15 protein-coding genes are annotated in these 17734 nt (G+C 64.4%); 8 read left to right on the top strand and 7 right to left on the bottom strand.

Annotated features, from left to right (window positions below; translation table 11 throughout):
- Position 1 precedes the first annotated feature (1 nt).
- Together INF35_RS06720 and INF35_RS06715 are read right to left on the bottom strand one after the other, a co-directional pair.
- Entirely contained in the window at positions 2 to 1708 is a 1707-nt protein-coding gene (locus INF35_RS06720) for an ABC transporter ATP-binding protein (protein WP_193500858.1), read from the bottom strand.
- Between the two features lie 58 nt (positions 1709 to 1766).
- Positions 1767 to 2189 carry a MarR family winged helix-turn-helix transcriptional regulator gene (locus INF35_RS06715; protein WP_193500856.1) on the bottom strand — a complete coding sequence of 141 codons (423 nt, stop codon included), beginning with the start codon at positions 2187 to 2189 and terminating at the stop codon, positions 1767 to 1769.
- A gap of 359 nt (positions 2190 to 2548) precedes the next feature.
- Between INF35_RS06715 and INF35_RS06710 the strand changes: the two genes are divergently transcribed.
- From INF35_RS06710 to INF35_RS06675, 8 genes are all read left to right on the top strand, one after another.
- A complete protein-coding gene (locus INF35_RS06710) occupies positions 2549 to 3088 on the top strand; it encodes a DUF3793 family protein (RefSeq protein WP_193500854.1) in 540 nt (179 codons plus the stop codon).
- A 164-nt stretch (positions 3089 to 3252) separates the two neighbouring features.
- The gene (locus INF35_RS06705; RefSeq protein WP_193500852.1) at positions 3253 to 3918 is read left to right on the top strand and encodes a response regulator transcription factor; all 666 of its coding nucleotides are present in this window, start codon (positions 3253 to 3255) and stop codon (positions 3916 to 3918) included.
- Positions 3915 to 5318 carry an SMP-30/gluconolactonase/LRE family protein gene (locus INF35_RS06700; protein ID WP_193500849.1) on the top strand — a complete coding sequence of 468 codons (1404 nt, stop codon included), beginning with the start codon at positions 3915 to 3917 and terminating at the stop codon, positions 5316 to 5318. The genes INF35_RS06705 and INF35_RS06700 overlap by 4 nt, the downstream gene beginning before the upstream one ends.
- Before the next feature lie 96 nt (positions 5319 to 5414).
- Positions 5415 to 6779, top strand: a complete 1365-nt coding sequence (locus INF35_RS06695) for a hypothetical protein (RefSeq protein WP_193500847.1) — start codon at positions 5415 to 5417, stop codon at positions 6777 to 6779.
- Positions 6780 to 6812: 33 nt separating this feature from the next.
- The gene (locus tag INF35_RS06690; RefSeq protein ID WP_193500845.1) at positions 6813 to 8279 is read left to right on the top strand and encodes a sensor histidine kinase; all 1467 of its coding nucleotides are present in this window, start codon (positions 6813 to 6815) and stop codon (positions 8277 to 8279) included.
- Positions 8266 to 9147 (top strand): hypothetical protein, encoded by an 882-nt coding sequence (locus INF35_RS06685; RefSeq protein WP_193500843.1) that lies wholly within the window; start codon positions 8266 to 8268, stop codon positions 9145 to 9147. Before INF35_RS06690 ends, INF35_RS06685 begins: the two co-directional genes overlap by 14 nt.
- Entirely contained in the window at positions 9144 to 10520 is a 1377-nt protein-coding gene (locus tag INF35_RS06680; RefSeq protein ID WP_193500841.1) for a hypothetical protein, read from the top strand. Before INF35_RS06685 ends, INF35_RS06680 begins: the two co-directional genes overlap by 4 nt.
- A gap of 297 nt (positions 10521 to 10817) precedes the next feature.
- Positions 10818 to 11795 (top strand): N-acetylmuramoyl-L-alanine amidase family protein, encoded by a 978-nt coding sequence (locus INF35_RS06675; RefSeq protein ID WP_193500839.1) that lies wholly within the window; start codon positions 10818 to 10820, stop codon positions 11793 to 11795.
- A 105-nt stretch (positions 11796 to 11900) separates the two neighbouring features.
- On the opposite strand, the gene hflX is transcribed toward INF35_RS06675, so the two are convergent.
- From hflX to INF35_RS06650, 5 genes are read right to left on the bottom strand one after another with little or no spacing between them, the layout of a single operon-like run.
- A complete protein-coding gene (hflX, locus tag INF35_RS06670; RefSeq protein WP_193500837.1) occupies positions 11901 to 13250 on the bottom strand; it encodes a GTPase HflX in 1350 nt (449 codons plus the stop codon).
- Positions 13247 to 13825 carry a GNAT family N-acetyltransferase gene (locus INF35_RS06665; protein ID WP_193500835.1) on the bottom strand — a complete coding sequence of 193 codons (579 nt, stop codon included), beginning with the start codon at positions 13823 to 13825 and terminating at the stop codon, positions 13247 to 13249. The genes hflX and INF35_RS06665 overlap by 4 nt, the downstream gene beginning before the upstream one ends.
- A 37-nt stretch (positions 13826 to 13862) precedes the next feature.
- Positions 13863 to 15380 carry a lipopolysaccharide biosynthesis protein gene (locus INF35_RS06660; protein ID WP_193500833.1) on the bottom strand — a complete coding sequence of 506 codons (1518 nt, stop codon included), beginning with the start codon at positions 15378 to 15380 and terminating at the stop codon, positions 13863 to 13865.
- 46 nt (positions 15381 to 15426) lie between these two features.
- Positions 15427 to 16743, bottom strand: coding sequence for a surface carbohydrate biosynthesis protein (locus INF35_RS06655; protein WP_193500832.1), 1317 nt, complete (start codon positions 16741 to 16743; stop codon positions 15427 to 15429).
- Positions 16744 to 16788: 45 nt separating this feature from the next.
- A complete protein-coding gene (locus INF35_RS06650; protein ID WP_193500831.1) occupies positions 16789 to 17727 on the bottom strand; it encodes a hypothetical protein in 939 nt (312 codons plus the stop codon).
- Between the last annotated feature and the right edge of the window lie 7 nt (positions 17728 to 17734).

The raw sequence follows: 17734 nt of genomic DNA, 5'->3' as shown, positions 1-17734 counted from the left end.
GTCAATCCACCTCCCCCATCTGAGCCTCGGCAATGGCACGGTAAGCCGGGCAGCTCTGCATCAGTTCCTCGTGACGGCCCTGACCGATGACGCTGCCCTCGTCCAGCACCAGGATGCAGTCGGCATGGCGGATGGCGCTGACCCGCTGGGCCACAATGACCTTGGTCACACCGCTGAATTCATGGGCCAGCGCCCGGCGCAGGGCGGCGTCGGTCTTGTAGTCCAGAGCCGAGGAACTGTCGTCCAGAATGAGAATTTCAGGGCTGCCTGCCATGGCCCGGGCAAGCAGCACTCTCTGTTTCTGTCCGCCCGAAAGGTCGGCTCCACGGGCTGCGATGCGGCCGTCCAGCCCGCCGGGGCGGGTACTGATAAACTCGGCCTGGGCATTTTGGGCAGCCCGGCAAAGGGCATCCCGTTCCAGGTCCCGGCCAAAGTCGATGTTGTCCGTCAGGGTGCCGTCAAAGAGAAAGTCGTTCTGAAAGACGACGCCGAACATTTTGTGCAGTTCCTGGGAGGGAATGCTGAGCAGGTTCCGGCCATGGATCAGAATACGCCCGGCGTCCGGGTCGTAGGCCCGCAGCAGCAGGCGCAGCAGGGTGGACTTGCCGCAGCCGGTGGGACCGATGATGCCCAGAGTCTGCCCTGCCTGCAGAGAAAAGCTGATGTTGTACAGATCTTTTTCCGCCTTGCCGTAGGAAAAGCTGACCCCTTCAAAGGCAATGTGTGCATGGTCGGGGCTGGCGGGGATGGGGCTTACCAGCATGTCGTCGGGAGCCTGCAGCACCTCCGCCACCCGGCGTCCGCTGGCAATGCCCTTGGACAGCATGACAAAAATGCGGGAGACCATCATCAGGGCGTTGAGGATCATGGTGAAATAGCTCAGAAAGGCAATGATGGCCCCCGGCTGGCTGGCGCCTGCGTTGACCCGCAGGGCACCCACCACCACAACGCCGGTGAGTCCTGCGTTGAGGATGGCGTTGATGAGGGGATTGGTGGCGTTCATCAACAGCCCGGCCCGGTATTCCCGCTGAGCGGTCTCCCGGTTTGCCTGGTCAAAACGGCCGGTTTCGTAGTCGATTTTGGACAGGGCCTGAATGACCCGGATACCCGCCATGCTTTCCTGGGCACGGCGGACCATGCCGTCCACGGCGGTCTGGGTGGCGGTGTACAGCCGAATGCCCTGGCGGGACAATGCCCATACACCCGCCACCATCAGCGGCAGGGGCAGCACCAGCACGCAGGCAAGCACCGGGTCGAGAAACAGCGTCATGGCCACGCCGCCCAGCAGCATAATGGGGGCGCGAACCGCCATCCGCTGCATACGGTCGATCATCTCGTGCACATGATAGGTGTCTGAGGTCAGGCGGGAGATGAGGGAGGGTGTGGTGAATTCGTCCACCTGGGCGCCGGAAAGCCGCAGCACCCGGCGGAAGAGATCAAACCGGATCTGGCGGGTGACCTGCCGGGAAATCCCGGTGGACATACGGTTGGCAATGATGTTGAAGACCAGGCCCGCCGCCGCGCAGACCACCATGCCGCCGCCCCACAGCAGAATGGCGTTCAGCCGCTTTTCGGGCACAAGATCGTCCAGAATGACCTGCAGCATCCAGGGCAGCAGCAGCTCGGCCAGGGTGCCCAGAATCTTGATGACCATTTCCAACGCGATGCTTGCACGGTATGGCGCCAGATAGGAGACAATGTGTTTCATGAAATCCCCTCGAAAGGTTGCAGTCAAAAGGTCGGGAAGAGATGCCCGCCGGACGGGTTCAGACCAGAGATACGGCCCGGTCGGCCAGGCGTGCCAGCAAATGGTCCAGCGCTTCCCGCTCGGCGTCGGTCACGTCCTCCAGCAGCAGGGAACGCCACTTCCGGCGGGCTTCCCGCACGGCAGGCAAAACGGCCTGAGCCTTGTCGGTGGGGTAGACCTCCACCGCCCGGCGGTCATCGGTGCTGCGGCGGCGGATGACAAAACCGTTTTCCTCCAGAGAGGTCAGCTGCCGGGTCACACTGCTGCGGTTGACATGCAGCTGCCGGGCAATCTGGTCCTGGGTGATGCCGGGATGGGTGCAGATGATGGGAATATATGCGCTTTGATAGGAGCTCAGCCCGGCACTCTGCAAGGCTTCGTCGTGATAGAGGTTTGCACACCGGGCAATGGTGTTGATGTAAAGCATGGTGTGGTATTCCATGGCAGTCCCTCCGCATGCGAAAATTGTTGCACATGCAATTATTATGCACGCAACAATTCCCCTTGTCAAGCCCGGGGTCAAAGGATCAGATAATTACGGCAGGGCAGCAGGGCAGGCACGCTTGACAGTCTTTGGTTGCCTATGGTAAACTGATGCTGTTAGCAAAAACTAACTCCCGCGGACACAACCTGCTCCGGATCAAGTGCACTGGAGGAAGGTCTTCCCTTTGCCCGGCAGCGCAGGCGTGGCCGCGCTGCTTTTTCTCACGCGGTTAGCTTCTTCTAACAATATTGCGCACAATATTTCACCGTCGGTTTTGGACGGTTCTCACAAAATTTATGATTCCAAAGGAGGTCCCCATGCTGGAAGCCTGTCTCATCACCCACTGTGCCCCCACCTTGGCCAACCTCAAGACGGCCAGTTTGTTCCGCTGTCCCTGCCCGGGCCCCGGCGAGCTGGAGGCCTGGCGCACAGCGCTGAATCATAAGGGCATCGAGCTGACGGTGCTGCGCTGTGACGGTACCCATGCACTGATCTATGTTTACCGTCCGGCCCGGCTGCGGGCGGATCTGGACCGGCGGGGAGCGCGATGCCTGCTGCAGCCCTACGGCTACACCTCTGCCGACCCGGAGGATGCCCTGCGCCGCCTGCGGGAGCGACTGACAGGCAGCGGGGATTTTCCCCATGAGATCGGCATATTTCTGGGGTATCCCCTCTGGGATGTGGCGGGGTTCATCCACCACGGGGGCAAAAACTGCCGGTGCATGGGCTGCTGGAAGGTCTACTGCAACGAGTGCGAGGCCCGGCGCACCTTTGCCCGGCTGAAAAAATGCAGCGAGGTATACAGCCGTCTGTGGCGGCAGGGGCGCACCGTGTCCCAGCTCACCGTGGCGGCCTGAACCCAAACAAAAACACCCCAAAACGGCGAGGTCCGGACAGGGCAAAAAAGCCCCGGACCCCGCCGTTTTGCACTTTTCAGGGGCAGGAAAAACCGGATACAAATCGGACGAATTTGGCCGTATAATAAAAGGTGAAAAGACAGGAAAAAGGAGAGAAAAACGCCGTGAAACCCATTCTTGTTGTGGATGACGAAGAACCCATTGCCAACCTCATCAAGCGCACCCTGACGGATGCGGGCTACCCCTGTGTGGCGGTGACCAGCGGCGTGGAGGCCGCCGACCTGCTGGAAGAAAAGCATTTTGATCTGGTGGTGCTGGATGTCATGATGCCGGAGGTGGATGGCTATGATCTTTTGCGGTATATCCTGCCCACCGGCACCCCCACCATCTTTCTGACGGCCAAGGGGACCCTGTCCGACCGGGTGCGTGGGCTGCAGATGGGGGCGGATGACTATATCGTCAAGCCCTTTGAGCCCGCCGAACTGGTGGCCCGGGTGGAGAGCGTTCTGCGCCGGGCCGGGCGGGGGACGGTGGGCTTTACAGCCTGGGATGTGCAGGTGGACACTGCCGCCTGCCGGGTGACCCGGGCGGGCAAGCCGGTATCCCTCACCCCCAAGGAGTACGACCTGCTCATGCTGCTGCTGCGCAACCGGGGCAGTGTGCTCTACCGGGATTATCTGTATGAAACGGTCTGGGGGGAGGACGAGATGCTGGACAACACCCGCACCCTGGACACCCACATCCAGCGTCTGCGCAAAAAGCTGGGCTGGGAGAACAAAATCACCACCATCCACCGGGTGGGGTACCGACTGGAGGGGGAGGACAGATGAAACAGATAAACCTTTCCAGGCTGGCAATGACGTTGGGGCTGCTGCTTGCCCTGTCCGCCTGCACGGCGGGAGGGCAGACCACCCCTTCCGCCGGTCCCGCTGCCCCTGACGGGACTGCCCAAACCGCCGAGACAGCCGCCGCCCCCACCCAATCCCCAGCCTCCGTGGGAACACTGCACATGGTCTGGGAGGGCAGTGATATCCCCAGTGCCTCCGGCGGACAGCTGTATGAACCGGACTCCACCTATCTCTATGACCCCCGCTGCCTCACCGCTGTGGACCTGCAGACGGGGATACAGCGAATGCTCTGCAGCAAAATCGGCTGCGCCCACAACAGCTCCGACTGTGACGCCTGGGTGTGTGAGGCAGGGCTGAGCCTGGCCCAGTGCGGCGGATTTGCGGAGGACGGCAGACTTTACCGGGTCTGCGTCACCGACCCCCACCACGGCATGGGCGGGGCGCTGCTCTCCCGCGTGGAGGTCAGCCGGCCGGACGGCAACGGCCGCACCCTGCTGTGTGAGGATTTTGTCCCAGACGGCAGCTGCATCGACATCACCTGGCTGGCCGACGATTCGTATCTGTACGCCTGCATCCAGTCCAACCCCGGGGTGAATGAGAAGGGGGAGACAAAGAACCGGTTCACGGTACAGCGCATCCCCAAAACGCCGGGCAGCCCGGCGGAGCTTCTCTACCAGTGGCAAAGCACCCGCACCGGCAACATGGCCGAGAGCCTGCAGGTGGCGGGGGTCAGCGGCGGGCAGCTGCTGGTGACGCTGACCGAGCTTCCCGCCGAACACACCGGCAGCCTGGCCGGAGACTATGCCGCCAGCACCACCACGCTGCACGTCCTGGACCTGAACACCCGCACCCTGGGGGAACCCCTGGACAGCTGGACCGGGGACGGCAGTCTTTCCTTCCAGCAGATGACCGGCGGCCTGCTGTGGACCATCGACGGGGAGGGAACCCTCGCCGCTGTGGACCCCCTCACGGGGGATACGGTAGAGCAGTGCCCCGACCTCTGGCCGGAGGAAATGGAGCCGAGAGGCATTTTCGGGCTGTACGGCCGCCGCCTGGTGGTGGACGGCTATGACCGGGCATCTGACCGGGAACACCGGTACGTCTTTGACCTGGACACCGGCACCCTGCAGCGGGAACTGCCCGCTACCTGGTATAAGGAGGCGGTCCAGCCCCGTTTGCCCGCCCTCATGGCCGACGACGGGGAACACCTGATGCTCAAGGTGGAGGAACGCCCCGTCACCCGCACCACGGTGGGACAGGACGGCGCGGTGGTACAGTATCCCTCCAGCGACTCGGTGTTCGCGGTCATCCCGGCGGAGGACTACCTGGAAGGCAGCGAGGACTGGACCACCTGCACCCTGCTGCCTGCTGAGGAAAACTGACGCAAAACCGACACATTCCGGCGACAGTGCGGACGAATTCCCGCTGCAGTGCCGACACATCCCCGGGATACCATAAAGACAAAGGAGGGACCCCGGATGAAACAACGGAATCATCAGAAACGTCTCATGCAGGCAGTTTGCCTGCCGCTGACCCTTTGCCTGGCCTTCGGCCTTGCCGGCTGCGGGCCGCAGACACCGACCGACTCTCAACCGCCCGCCTCCGGCTTTGAAACGACGGAACCGGACGGCGGCACCACCCAGACCCCGGATACAGCCCAAGGGGAGGTCCGCATTCTCACAAGCGGCGCCCTCCATGCCTCGGCGGGGGAGGAGGGCTTTTACCTGCCCCAGGTGGTAGGGGATGCAGTGCTGGGCACGGTGGTGGATTTTACTACAGGGGAACAGCAGGTGCTCTGCATCCAGCCCGGCTGCACCCATGACAGCCCCGACTGCGGGGCCTGGCTGCGCAGCACCGGAGACCTGGGGGACCAGGCAGCCGACAGCTGCGCCCTGCTCCGGGACGGCGACACCCTGCTCTGGCTGGTCTTTGACGATCCGCTCTCGGAGGGGGAGAGCTATGCCGACCTCAGCGCCGCCGACGGCAGCGGCCGCACCCGGCTGGCGGACAGCCTGCCGGTGCTCTGCCCGGCCTGGTCCAACTGGCCCAACGGTTTTTTCTCGGACGGGGAAAGTTGGTATTTCCTCACCTCTCAGGACGGTTCCGATGCCTTTCTGAGCTGCCTGGACCCGGATACCGGCGCCCTCACTGTCACTGAACTGCCCGACGGCAGTCCCGGCACCATGATCGGCACTGACGGCGGCAGCGTCCTCTTCCGGCAGGAAGGCCCCGACGGCTCCCGGCAGCTGCTGGCCCTGGACCCGGCTGCCGCCCGGGTGGAGGCGCGGGACAGCTGGCTGTCCGGCCCCCACGTGCTGGGGGCCGCTGCCCGGGACGGAACCCTCTATGGGGTGGTACGCCAGGGGGAGAGCCTTCTCCTGCAGGCGGGCCCGGCGGATGGCGAACCTGAGACGATGGCCGAACTGCCCGCCTCCCCCGACGGCGCCCGGGCCGTGGCGGCCTCCCTGACCGGACCCTTTGAAGATACTCTGATGGTGGACCTTTACTTCCCCAACGCCGCCGACGGGGCCTCCACCCCTGCCCTGCGCTGCGGGGTGGAGCTGGACACCGGTGCCTGCCATGTGATGGAAGCCACCTGGCAGACGGATAACAGCCCCGATCCGCCGCTTCTGCTGGCGGCGGGGCAGGACACCCTCTGGCTGGCCGTGAGCCACAGCCCGGCGGAAAGCCTCACGGTGGACCCTGAGGGCACACCTTCCCGCCAGGAGACCAGCACTGCCCGGACGGTGCTGGCCCGGGCTGCTGCCTACCTGACCGGCAGCGATGAGAACCGCCCCGTCACCATGCTGACCGGGAAATTCACCGCCCACATCCCCCATTGACCCCATTCCCAGGACGAAAGGAGTGCCCCGGCCATGAAGTTTTCCACCAAGCTCAGCCTGAGCTTTGCAGCGCTGCTGGCGGCCGCCCTGTGTGCGGTGGGCCTTGCCATGGTGGGCCGCAGCTTTGCCGACGGCATGGCCTCGGCGGAAGAGACCTTCAGTGCCCGGCAGTACGCCGAAAAGTATTCCATCGAGAACACCATCCTCACCCAGCTGGGAACTTCCGGGGGCGTCTACACCACCTCCGCCATGAGCAGCGCAGTGCAGAGCTTTGCCGAGCAGACCCCCGGCAGCTGCATGGCCCTCTATCTGGACGGCCGCAATAGTGTTTACTCCAACCTGCCTCAGGGGATCTCCCGCACCGATCAGCTGGCGGTGCTGGAGGCCGGCACCGGGCAAAGCAGCTATCTCCGTGCGGAGGGGCAGACCTGGCTGCTTCTGACCGTGCCCCTCAACATCCCCGGGGTGGACGCGGTGCTGCTCAGCGCCTACGATGTGACCAGCGTCTTTGCCAGCCGGGACGCCCAGCTGACCGCCTGGTTCGTGGCGGCGGTGGTGGTGCTGGCGGCGGGGGCCGGGGCGGCAGGAGCCGTCAGCCGGTCGCTGACCCGCCCCCTGACCCGGCTGCAGAGCGCCAGCAGCCGCATTGCGGCGGGGGACTACACCCAGCGCACCCAGGTCTCCACCGACGACGAGATCGGCGCTCTCAGCCGCAGCTTTGACGAGATGGCCGGGGCGGTGGAGAGCCGCATCGCCGCCCTGGATACAAACGTCCGCCAGCAGAAGGACTTTATCGCGGCCTTCACCCACGAGATCAAGACCCCCATGACCAGCATGCTGGGCTACGCCGACCTCATGCGGGCAAAGCCCCAGAGCGCCGAGACCCAGCGGGAGGCCGCAAACTATATCTTCCGGGAGACCCACCGGCTGGAGGAACTGAGCCGCAAGCTGCTGGCCCTCATGGGGCTGGAAAACCTTTCTGACGGGGAGGAGAGTGCTATCTGCAAGGCGCCCGTCACAGACCGGGCCCTCTTTGCCCGGCTGGACCGGGCCATGCAGACCGCCGCCCCGGAGGCGGTGCCCATCCGCTGGCAGCCGGGGGGCTGCACCGTGCTGGCTGACGCCGCCCTGCTGGACGACCTGCTGCGCAACCTCATCCTCAACGCCCGCCGGGCCTGTGCGGGCAAACCCGATGGCTGCGTCACCGTCTCCTGCCGGGCCGACGGAGCCGATGCCGTCTTTGCGGTGCAGGACAACGGCTGCGGTATTCCGGCGGAGGACCTGCCCCGGGTGGTGGAGCCATTTTACATGGTGGACAAGTCCCGGGCACGGGCAGGAGGCGGCAGCGGCATCGGGCTGACCCTCTGCCAGCGCATTGCCCAGCTCCACGGCAGCCGCCTGGAATTTGCCAGCACGGTGGGGCAGGGGACCACCGTGTCCCTGCGCCTGCCCCTGCAGTCTGACCTACAGCGAGAGGAGGCCGACCATGCGTCTGAATGAGACAAAATGGATGCGCCGGTTTGCGGCGCTGGAACCCAAGACACGGCGGGCGGTGCGGTTCTGCGGGGCGGCGGTGGTGCTCTGCCTGGTGCTGCCTCTGGGAGTGTTTGCGGCATGGGACGGCCTGCTGCTGGGCAATCCCCGGCCCCGGCCTGACCCCGAGGGCACCCGGCCCCTCTCCGACGCGGGACGGCAGAACACCACCGCCTGCCTGCTGTACGACTGCGCCCATCTTCTGGGCATCGACCCGGCCCGGAGCAGCATTTATGACGGCTGGACCGAACAGCCGCTGGAGGGGGCTGACTTGGAATTGGCCCAGGCCCGCTGCCGGGCTGTGGTGGTCGAGGCAGGGGAACTGGGCCTGCTGGAATCCTGGCAGACAGAGGACATTCTCGACCTCTTTGATGACAATGCCTATACCCTGACTGCGACCACCGCCCCGGCGGGCCTGACCGCCTACACGTTGGAATATACCGGCCGCCCGGCGGAACCGGCGGATGTCGCTACCCCCGAAACGGCCGCCACTCCCGAGACCGCCCAGCCCTCCCGGTCGGTCTGGCTTTCCATGACGCTGACGGCGGAGGGCACTCCTCTGACCCTGAGCTGGCAGGACAGCTGGGCTCCCTGGGGCGCAGAACTGCCGGAGGATGCCCTAGACGGGGCTCTCACCCTGATGGGGGTGGAGGGCTTTACCGACTGGCAGCTGCTGGACTGGTCCCACCGCCTGCCCGATGCGGGACAGTGTGCCTACTCGGCCCAGGCCCAGCTGTATGTGAGCGTCAACCGGAACAACGGCCTGAGCATCACCGCCGCCAGCATGACGGAGGCGGAACTGGCCGGCATCTATGGGGAGGAGGATTCCCGATGAAACGACCCGTTGTCACTCTTTTGTGCACCATGATGGCTGCGGCGCTGCTGGCGGGCTGCGGCCCGGACAGTGACGCCACCCCGGCCACCCCCGAATCTGTCCCCGCGGCCACGGGGGAAAATGCCCCTGCCGCCGGACCCTCCGGCACAGAGGCACCGGCGGAGCAAAAGCCTGCTCTGCGCCCCCTGACCCAGGGGGCGGACCATGCCTACTATACTTTCGGCCAAGGGCAGGGGGAGGACGGGATGCATCTCATCCTGTACGCCATCGATTATGACAAACAGCAGGCCGCACCCGTCTGCACCAAAGCCGGGTGCAGCCACGATACCCCCGACTGTGAGGCCTGGCTGCCCGATCAGAACTACCGCACCATCGGCTCCGACGGGCAGGAGGTGTTCACCCTCTGTACCGTGGTGGGCAGCGACGATGCCTATCTGGAAAGCGCATCCCTCTCCGGCGGCGGAGTACAGACGCTGGCCACACTCCCTGCCCGGGAGGGCCAGGTCTTTGACTGGACTCTGGGCGCGGCGGATGATGAGCAGGTCTGCCTGGGAGCGGTGCACTATGATGCGGTCATCGGCCCCGGCAAGCCCATGATCCCCGCTGTGGCGGTGGTCTCCCGGGCGGACGGCACCGTGCAGCTGTACGATGCCCCCGACGAGGCAGCCGCCTCCCGCCCCGACGGCGCCACGGTGGGCACCACCTTTGCCGGGGCCGAGGGACGGAGCCTGTATTTTCTGGTTTCGCTGCACAGCCAGAGCAGCAGTACCCAGTCCGGCTGCGAGCTGTGGGCCTTTGATGTGGACAGTACCCAGTGGCATCGGGTGAGCGGCTTTGAGGGCGGCATCGCCAATGCGGGCACCGAGTATTACGTGGTCACCCGGTCGGCCCGGCCCGGGCAGGGAAAAAACGTCATCCATGTGGACGAGACTGAGGGCAGCATCCGCACAGTGGATGTGACCACCGGGGAGGAGACCCTCCTCTGCACCGGCCTGCCCGCCGCCCCCGGAGAGTACGACAGCTATGATGTGACCCGCCTGCAAAACTGGTACGCCGTGGTTGTTAGCCAGCGGGACATCACCACGCAGCAAAGTGAAAACCAGTGGTTTCTGGTCCCCGCGGAGGGAGGAGACCCGGTGGCCGTGGAGCTGTACCAGTACAGCGACGCGAAGGGCAGCCAGCCGGTCAAGCTCATCGACGAGTGCGACGGCGTGTTTTACTGCCAGTACGATATCACCAACGAGCCCTACACCGGTGTGGGCAAGGACGGGGTGGCAGGAACCTTCGACAATTACCATATCGTCTACGGCCTGCTCAGCGTGGAGGACGCCCTGGCCTCCCGCCCGGCCTACACCCAGGTTTTTGTGGGATGAGGGTCTTCCACTGGACAAAATTCTGCCATTGTGTCAAAATTAAAAAGACGACAGAACGATAAAAATAGCGATCGTCCGACACAATGCACAAAAATCCCGGACCAAAATTTACAAAAAACCTTTACACTCCTGAGACAAAACGGATACATCCTCGCGTTATTCTGTGTATACAGCAAGCGACGGAACAGGACCTGCCGCAGGCATTCTCCCTCCCCCCCAAAGGGGCAACGGAAAATGCCGGGCGGCTTCCTTTTTTCCGCCGCGGGAAGTGAAAACGGCGAGGAGGAACAGACCCGGATGGAACAGCGCACAGGACGTCCCCAGCACAGAAGAAGTGTCTATCACGGCACCCAGGCCCAGCGCCAGGATGTCCGGCGGGTGCGCACAGAACCACCCCGTTCCGCCCCGGAGTATCCGCCCCGGAGCAGCCGTTCCGCCTCCTATCGCCGGTATGCCGCCAAAAAGCGCAAGCGCCGTGCCCTGCGTCGGCTGATGTATCTGGCGGCAGGGCTCCTGATCCTGGCTGCCGGTGTACTGGCCGTCACCCAGACGGATTTCTTCCCCATTCACGGAGGGGAGGAGGAGCCCGCAGCTCCGGCGGCAGCCGCAGCCGAGCCCACGGCGGAGGAAGCCCAGTCGGGATTTATCGTGGCGGTGGACCCGGGGCACGGCGGCGGGGATATCGGCGCCGAGGGCGTCTACTTTGACGAGTGGGAGATGACTTGGAAAACTGCCGACTACCTGATGGATCTGCTGGAAGCCGACGACCGCTTTTCCCCTTTCATGACCACCGACGGCACCGAGTATGAGAAGGCCAGCCAGCGGGCGGCCAACGCGGTGGCGGGCGGGGCCCAGCTGCTCATCTCCATCCACGGCAACTCGGGGGAGGACCCCAGCTATGCCGGGTTTGAGTGCTATCCCGTGCCCCCGGGCCGCACCTACAACGCCGAGAGCCTGGCTTTTGCCCAGCTCATCGCCGATGGCTTCGGCGCCGCCAACGAGAAGCTCCGCGGCCAGAACGGCGTGCGCTACATCTACTACGACGCCAACAACGAAAAGCAGATCTACGAGGTGTCGGACACCACCGTCCATACCGACCCCACCTTCACCCTGCTGGAGGAATGCGGCTGCCCCGCCGTGTTGGCGGAACAGTGCTTCATCACCAGCCCGGAGGATGTGGATGCCTTCGGGGACGAGGACGGCTGCCAGGCCGCCGCCAAAATCTATTACGACGCCATCTGCAGCTGGTACGAGACCTACGGCCAGACTTCCTGAACCAACCCCCTTGCTTTGCAAGCGATATACACAAAACACCACGCCCCGCCGGGAAGATCCTTCCGGCGGGGCGCGGTGTTTGTTTTTTATGAATGAGGCAAAGGCTCACTCCGGGTCGGCGGGGGCGGGCACCTGTTCCAGAAAATAGGGCTCAAAATGATGCAGGTCGTCAATGCGGGCGGTGGCGGCGTAGTAGACGCCGTCGGGGCGGTATTCCTCGGTGAGGACGTTGCCCCGGGTGCGCAGAATGTCCGCCAGGGCCAGCTTGCCGTAGGGCAGAAGCACCTCGATGCGCCGCACCCGGGCGCTGAGGATGCTGTCCAGTCTGGCCACCAGGTCGTCCAGACCCCGGCCGGTGCGGGCGCTGGTCAGCAGGATGGAGGGGTCAAAGGGCACCGCCCCCACCTTGTCGCACTTGTTGTAGACGGTCAGGCGGGGGATCTCCCCGCAGCCCAGCTCGTCCAGCACCTCGTCGGTCACGGACAGCTGCTCGGCGGCGGCCGGGTCGCTGGCGTCGGCCACCCGTACCAGCACGTCGGCAAAGGCGGCCTCCTCCAGCGTGCTCTTGAAGGCGTCCACCAGGTGATGGGGCAGCCGGCTCACAAAACCGACGGTATCCACCAGCACCACGTTGAGGCCGCTGGGCAGGGTCAGGCGGCGGGCGGTGGGGTCCAGGGTGGCAAACAGCATGTCCGCCTCAAAGATCTCCGCCCCGCACAGGGCATTCATCAGGCTGCTCTTGCCCACGTTGGTGTAGCCCACCAGAGCTACCACCGGCACCCCGCTCTTGCGGCGGGCCCGGCGGGTCTCCCCCCGGCGCTTCTCCATCTCCGCCAGACGGTTTTCCAGAGTCTCCACACGGCGGCGGATGTGACGGCGGTCCAGCTCCAGCTTGGTCTCACCGGCGCCGCGGCGGGCACCGGCTCCGCCGCCCCCGCCGCCGCCCTGACGGCTCAGTACCTCGCCCAGACCCTGCAGCCGGGGCAGACGGTAGCGCAGAAGGGCCAGCTCGGTCTGGAGCTTGCCCTCGTTGGTGGTGGCGCGGGAACGGAAAATCTCCAAAATCAGCATGGTGCGGTCGATGACCTCCACCTGCAAAGCCGCGCTCAGGTTGCGCAGCTGGCTGCCGGTGAGCTCGCCGTCAAAGATGGCGGCCTGTGCCCCCACGTTCAGGCAGACCAGGCGCGCCTCGGCCACCTTGCCTTCTCCCAGCATGGTAGCGGCCTCGGGGGTGGAGCGCTTCTGGGTCACGGTGGCCACCGCCTGCATGCCGTTGGCCTCGGCCAGGGCAGCCAGCTCGTCCAGACTGCGCTCGGCGTCGAATTTGCCCTGATCCAGCGCCAGCAGGACCACGGGGATGGGACCTTCCCCCTCCGGACTGACGGGGAAAAGGTCCTCTTCCTCCTCCAGCAGGTCGGGGGTGGGCTCCTCCGCAAGATGAATCAGTTCGCTCATGGGTTCATTCCTTTCAGCAGTGCATAGAAGCGGCAGGGCACCTCGGTGCCGTCAAACCGGTGGCTGACCCCGCTGTGATGGTAGCGGAAGCCCGCCTTCTCCATCACGGCGCCGGACGCCACATTGTCGTTGGCGTGGCAGCAGCACAGCCACTGTCCGCCCACCTGGTCAAACCAGTAATCCCGCACGGCGCACAAAGCCTCGGTGGCATAGCCACGGGACCACCATTTGCGCCCGATGCAGTAACCGGGCTCCCAGGCTTCCCCCAGCTTCCGGCAGGCGGCGGCCCAGGCTGGGTCCGGCTCGGCCCGGATGAGGCTGATAGAGCCGATCACCACCCCGGAGGCCCGGACCTGGATGGCCCAGTCGTAGAAATCGGGGCGGCCGTATTGCTTGGTGACCTCGTGGAGGTACTCGGCGGTCTCCACCCAGGAACGGTGAGGATTCCACCGCAGCCAGCGGGTGACCTCCGGGTCGGAGGCCCAGTTGCCGAACATGACCTCGGCATCGTCAACGGTAAAGCGGCGCAGCACAAGGCGGCCGGTCTGCAGGGGCTGTGTGCCCAGATGGTCCATGGTCGGGACCTCCCTTCGGGGTGGATTGAGTCAGGCCTCAGGCGCGGGGGGCAAACTTCCGCACAAGGCCCATGGCCAGCTGCCAGAGCTTGCGCAGCTGGGGGCGGTAGAGGGAGCAGTAGACAAAGAGGATGGCGCCCACCGCCGCGAATTTGAGGAAAAAGTGGTCGTACAGCACCACGCCTGCCACGGTGGCGGCCAGCGCCAGCAGAAACCCGGAGATGGTCCGGCCGTAGTTGGGGATGGTGCGGTAATAGTATTGCCCGGTGACGGTGCGGTACAAAAACATGGCGGCGTTGGCGCAGGCCACGGCCACGGCGGCGCCGGTGACGTTGTACAGCGGCACCAGCCAGGCGCACATGCCGAAGTTGACCGCTACGCCCAGCGCCACACCGATGGTGTCGTGGTGGGGGCGGCGGGCGATGGCGTTGCCGTAGACAGTGCCCTCAATGAGGATGGCAAACACCGAGGACAGCATCATGATGGGGAAAAAGCGCAGACAGGCGCTCTTGGCCGGGAAGATGAGGAAGATGATGTCCTCAAACATGATGAGGCAGCAGAAAAAGCCGAACACCAGGAAATTGAGCAGGTCGTGGATGCGCCCGATGCGCTCCTGCTCGGTGCGGTAGTGGGCGTAGACATAGGGCCCCCAGTAGGTGGAAAATCCCGCCTGCACCGTGGTGACCAGCTGGGCCAGGGTGTAGGAGAACTCAAACAATCCCTGAGCCGCTGCCCCCGAGGCCGTGGCCAGAAAGGAGAGGCAGAGGGAACGGTAGAGGGGCGTCAGGATGGAAGCAGGAGCCAGGGCGATGCCGTAGGGCAGGAAGGTGCGGTAGATGGCGCCGTCGGCGGCAAGCCCCCGGGGCGCCGGTTTGTCGTCGGCCGGGAGGGGGGCGCCGGAGTCGGCAGGGGCTTCCGGCTCGGTTTTGGCCAGACGGAGTGCCCGGAACCAGAAGGCGATGGCCACCCCGCCGAAGCCTGCCAGCGCCGCGCCGATGAAGGCCCAGGTGTTGGAGGTGAAAAAGCCGGGCAGCAGGTAGATCAGGTTGAGGCAGGCGTTCATCCAGAGGGTCTGGACGGTATAGGCCCGGACATCGTTTTCCAGCCGGAGCAGCACGTTGACGTAGCGCACCAGCATATAGAGGGCGGCGTTCAGAAACAGAAAAGGCACCAGAGCGGCGCCGCCCTGTCCCAGACCGAAGGCCACTGCCAGGGGCGGGGCAAAAAAGACCGACGCCACGGCCCCTGCCAGCACCATGACAAGCACCGACAGCCTGACGCAGGCCAGAAACATCTGCCGCCCGCTCACCCCCCGGGTGGGCTCGTGGTAAAAGCGCAGCAGCGCCTGATCGAGACCCAGCATGCCCAGGTTCATCAACGACATGGTGTAGGCCATGAAGGTGGCGGGCACGCCGTAGGCATCGGGGGGCAGCACGCCCTTGATGATGAGGGCCGCGCCGCTGATGAGAAAGCCCAGATAGGTGGCGATGGAATACTTCATCACGTTGCCGACAAAGCTTTCCTGCTTGGCCGGGCGCTTGGCTTCATGGGACACGGCAGGTTACCTCCTTGTGGGTGGGATGGCCGGAGACGGGGGCGGTTCAGCCCCGGACAAAGGGACGGATGCGATCGGTCATGCGCTGGATCTCCTCCGGGGAGACCCAGGCCTTGTCCACATAGCCGTAGATGCGCTGGGCAAAGTTTGCCAACGGCGGGCAGAAAGCAAAGACAGTTTTGGGCTGCCACTTGTGCCGGTAGAGAAAATGCACCCCCGCCAGGGCGAAGAACTTGAGCAGGTTGAAGTGCGGGGTAAAGCCCTCCCCCATGGGATGGTCCCGGGGCGGGTTCTTGTAGACATCCTCCAGCAGGTCGGCCATGCGCAGATAGGCCGGGCGGCTGCCGGGGTCAAAGTAGCCCTCGATGACCTCCTTCTCAATGGGGAAGGGAGGCTCGGGGTCCTGCATCGACTGGGCAAACTCCTCGTAGGTGGTCACGTAGTGGGCGCCCTTGTAGATGACCGGGTCGTACTCGTGCTCAATGGGCATGGGGCGCAGGATATGACAGCTCTTGTGGGCCATGTAGACTTCCGCAATGGCGGTGCTCATCCAGATGGAGATGCTGTCCGCCGCCACGATCCACTGCTTGACGCTGTCCGCAAAGATGACATGGAAGTTGGGCCGCTTTCTGGCCAGCTCCTCCAGAGCGGGGCTGTTCCACTCGCTGGGATGGCGGCGGTAGACCAGCTCCACCTCGGGGTGGTCGGCCAGATACCGGTCGAACCAGGCTAGCGTCTCGGCCATGGAGAGCCGGTTGGTGCGGGCAAAGCCGGAGAAGTCGGTGCCCGCCATCTTGGACAGCTCGGCCACCTCGGCGTCGGACATGCTGGCATAGCCAAAGCTGGAAATGTAAAGGTGCAGGTGCTTGTCCGGGTCCAGGCCAAACTCCCTGCACAGGGCTGCCTTGTCCTTGAAATAGCCGGTAAACTCGGGACGGAGAAAATCCATCATGACGGCCCCGGTGACGGGAGTGTTTTTCTCCTCCATGCCGTGGGCCTGCAGACGCTTGGCCGTGCGGCTGCCCCAGCAGGTCTGGATGCACTTTTTGGCGTTGCCGTTCATGTTGAACCAGTCGCCCTCCTCCTGGGTGTCGGAGAGCATCTGTTCCCAGTGCAGGTTGACGATCTTGTCGCACTTGCCGATGTTGTTGTAGACGTGGCTGTTGATGGCCTCGTTGTCATACATGCAGCTGGCCACCAGCACCTCCGGCTTGTCCTTACGGAACAGCCGCAGATGCTTGGGGTCCAGCAGCTGGCGGATCTCCACCTTGTAGCCCCGGCGCTCCAGCTCCAGCTTGAGCAGCAGGTCGCTCTCATATTCCCGGACGGTATGTTCGTACAGAATCAAAAAATCCAGTGCCAAAGATGATGCCTCCTCCGCGGGATGCGCCGCAGATCTCACACCCGGTCATTTCAGCCGGGCAAACAGTTGGTCCACCCACACCGGCAGGCCGTACACCTCGTCCAGGTGGAAGCCGTCGTAAAACTGGGTGTCGTCGTCGAAGTCGGGCCGGTCGGTCCATTCGTAGTCCAGCAGGGTGAAGCTGTATTCCTCACTCCATGCCTCCAGCTGAGGCAGGACCTCCCCCTCCATGGCGGTGTCGATGCCGTAGGGCTCGCATACTTCAGTCAGTACAATGTCCGCCATGGGAGGCAATACCACCGTCAGCTTCACGCCCTCCTCCTTGCAGCGGGCGGCCAGCTGGGCGATGCGGTCAAACTGGTCGGTGAGGGACCAGTCTTTGCACCGGGGGATCAGGCTCTGAGGGTAGGTGTAGAGCTTGTAGTGCAGCGGCAGCGTCTCACCGTTGTCTCCCACATAGTCGGCCGGGCCCCAGTCCCCCGACTCGATGGTGTCGGGGGTACCCCGCAAGGTGTCCAGGAACACGGTGAGGGCGTTGACGTTGTATTCCAGATTGAAGCAGTAGGCCAGGGGATTGTTCAGCGTTTCCTCCAGCGAGGCAAAGCGGTCGGTGTTGTAGTTCTGGTTCAGGGTGTAGAAGGACAGGCTGAACAACAGCTCGTCCACCTCGTTGCCCGAATCCAGGATATAGTCGGCCAGGTCCAGCGTCTCCTTGAGGGACGCCCCGCCGAAGGCGAGATTCTGCCACTCTTTGCCGGAGGCTTCGGCGGCCTGGTCCAGATCAATGTGGGCCAGACGGCTGTCTCCCAGAATCAGGTTGGTGCCGGGGTCGGCCTGATACTCCCGCACCCGGGCTACCGGCTGGGTGGACGAGGCGGAGGATTTCAGCCCAAAGTAGTTGTTGGGTTCAAAGGCGATGAAAAACGCCAGCCAGACCACCACCGGGATCAAAAGCGGCGCGGTTTTTCGCAGGATATGTTTCACAGGCAGC

The organism is Gemmiger gallinarum (assembly GCF_014982805.1).
Taxonomy (GTDB): domain Bacteria; phylum Bacillota; class Clostridia; order Oscillospirales; family Ruminococcaceae; genus Gemmiger; species Gemmiger gallinarum.
Note: the sequence above shows the minus strand (reverse complement) of the source record. Positions and strands in the feature narration are given on the sequence as shown.

Excerpts from the sequence above, each read along its gene's own strand:
- INF35_RS06675 (WP_193500839.1), top strand. The coding sequence starts at position 10,818 with ATGGAACAGCGCACAGGACGTCCCCAGCACAGAAGAAGTGTCTATCAC.
- INF35_RS06680 (WP_193500841.1), top strand. The coding sequence starts at position 9,144 with ATGAAACGACCCGTTGTCACTCTTTTGTGCACCATGATGGCTGCGGCG.
- INF35_RS06720 (WP_193500858.1), bottom strand. The coding sequence starts at position 1,708 with ATGAAACACATTGTCTCCTATCTGGCGCCATACCGTGCAAGCATCGCG.
- INF35_RS06715 (WP_193500856.1), bottom strand. The coding sequence starts at position 2,189 with ATGGAATACCACACCATGCTTTACATCAACACCATTGCCCGGTGTGCA.
- INF35_RS06665 (WP_193500835.1), bottom strand. The coding sequence starts at position 13,825 with ATGGACCATCTGGGCACACAGCCCCTGCAGACCGGCCGCCTTGTGCTG.
- INF35_RS06710 (WP_193500854.1), top strand. The coding sequence starts at position 2,549 with ATGCTGGAAGCCTGTCTCATCACCCACTGTGCCCCCACCTTGGCCAAC.
- hflX (WP_193500837.1), bottom strand. The coding sequence starts at position 13,250 with ATGAGCGAACTGATTCATCTTGCGGAGGAGCCCACCCCCGACCTGCTG.
- INF35_RS06700 (WP_193500849.1), top strand. The coding sequence starts at position 3,915 with ATGAAACAGATAAACCTTTCCAGGCTGGCAATGACGTTGGGGCTGCTG.
- INF35_RS06685 (WP_193500843.1), top strand. The coding sequence starts at position 8,266 with ATGCGTCTGAATGAGACAAAATGGATGCGCCGGTTTGCGGCGCTGGAA.
- INF35_RS06690 (WP_193500845.1), top strand. The coding sequence starts at position 6,813 with ATGAAGTTTTCCACCAAGCTCAGCCTGAGCTTTGCAGCGCTGCTGGCG.
- INF35_RS06695 (WP_193500847.1), top strand. The coding sequence starts at position 5,415 with ATGAAACAACGGAATCATCAGAAACGTCTCATGCAGGCAGTTTGCCTG.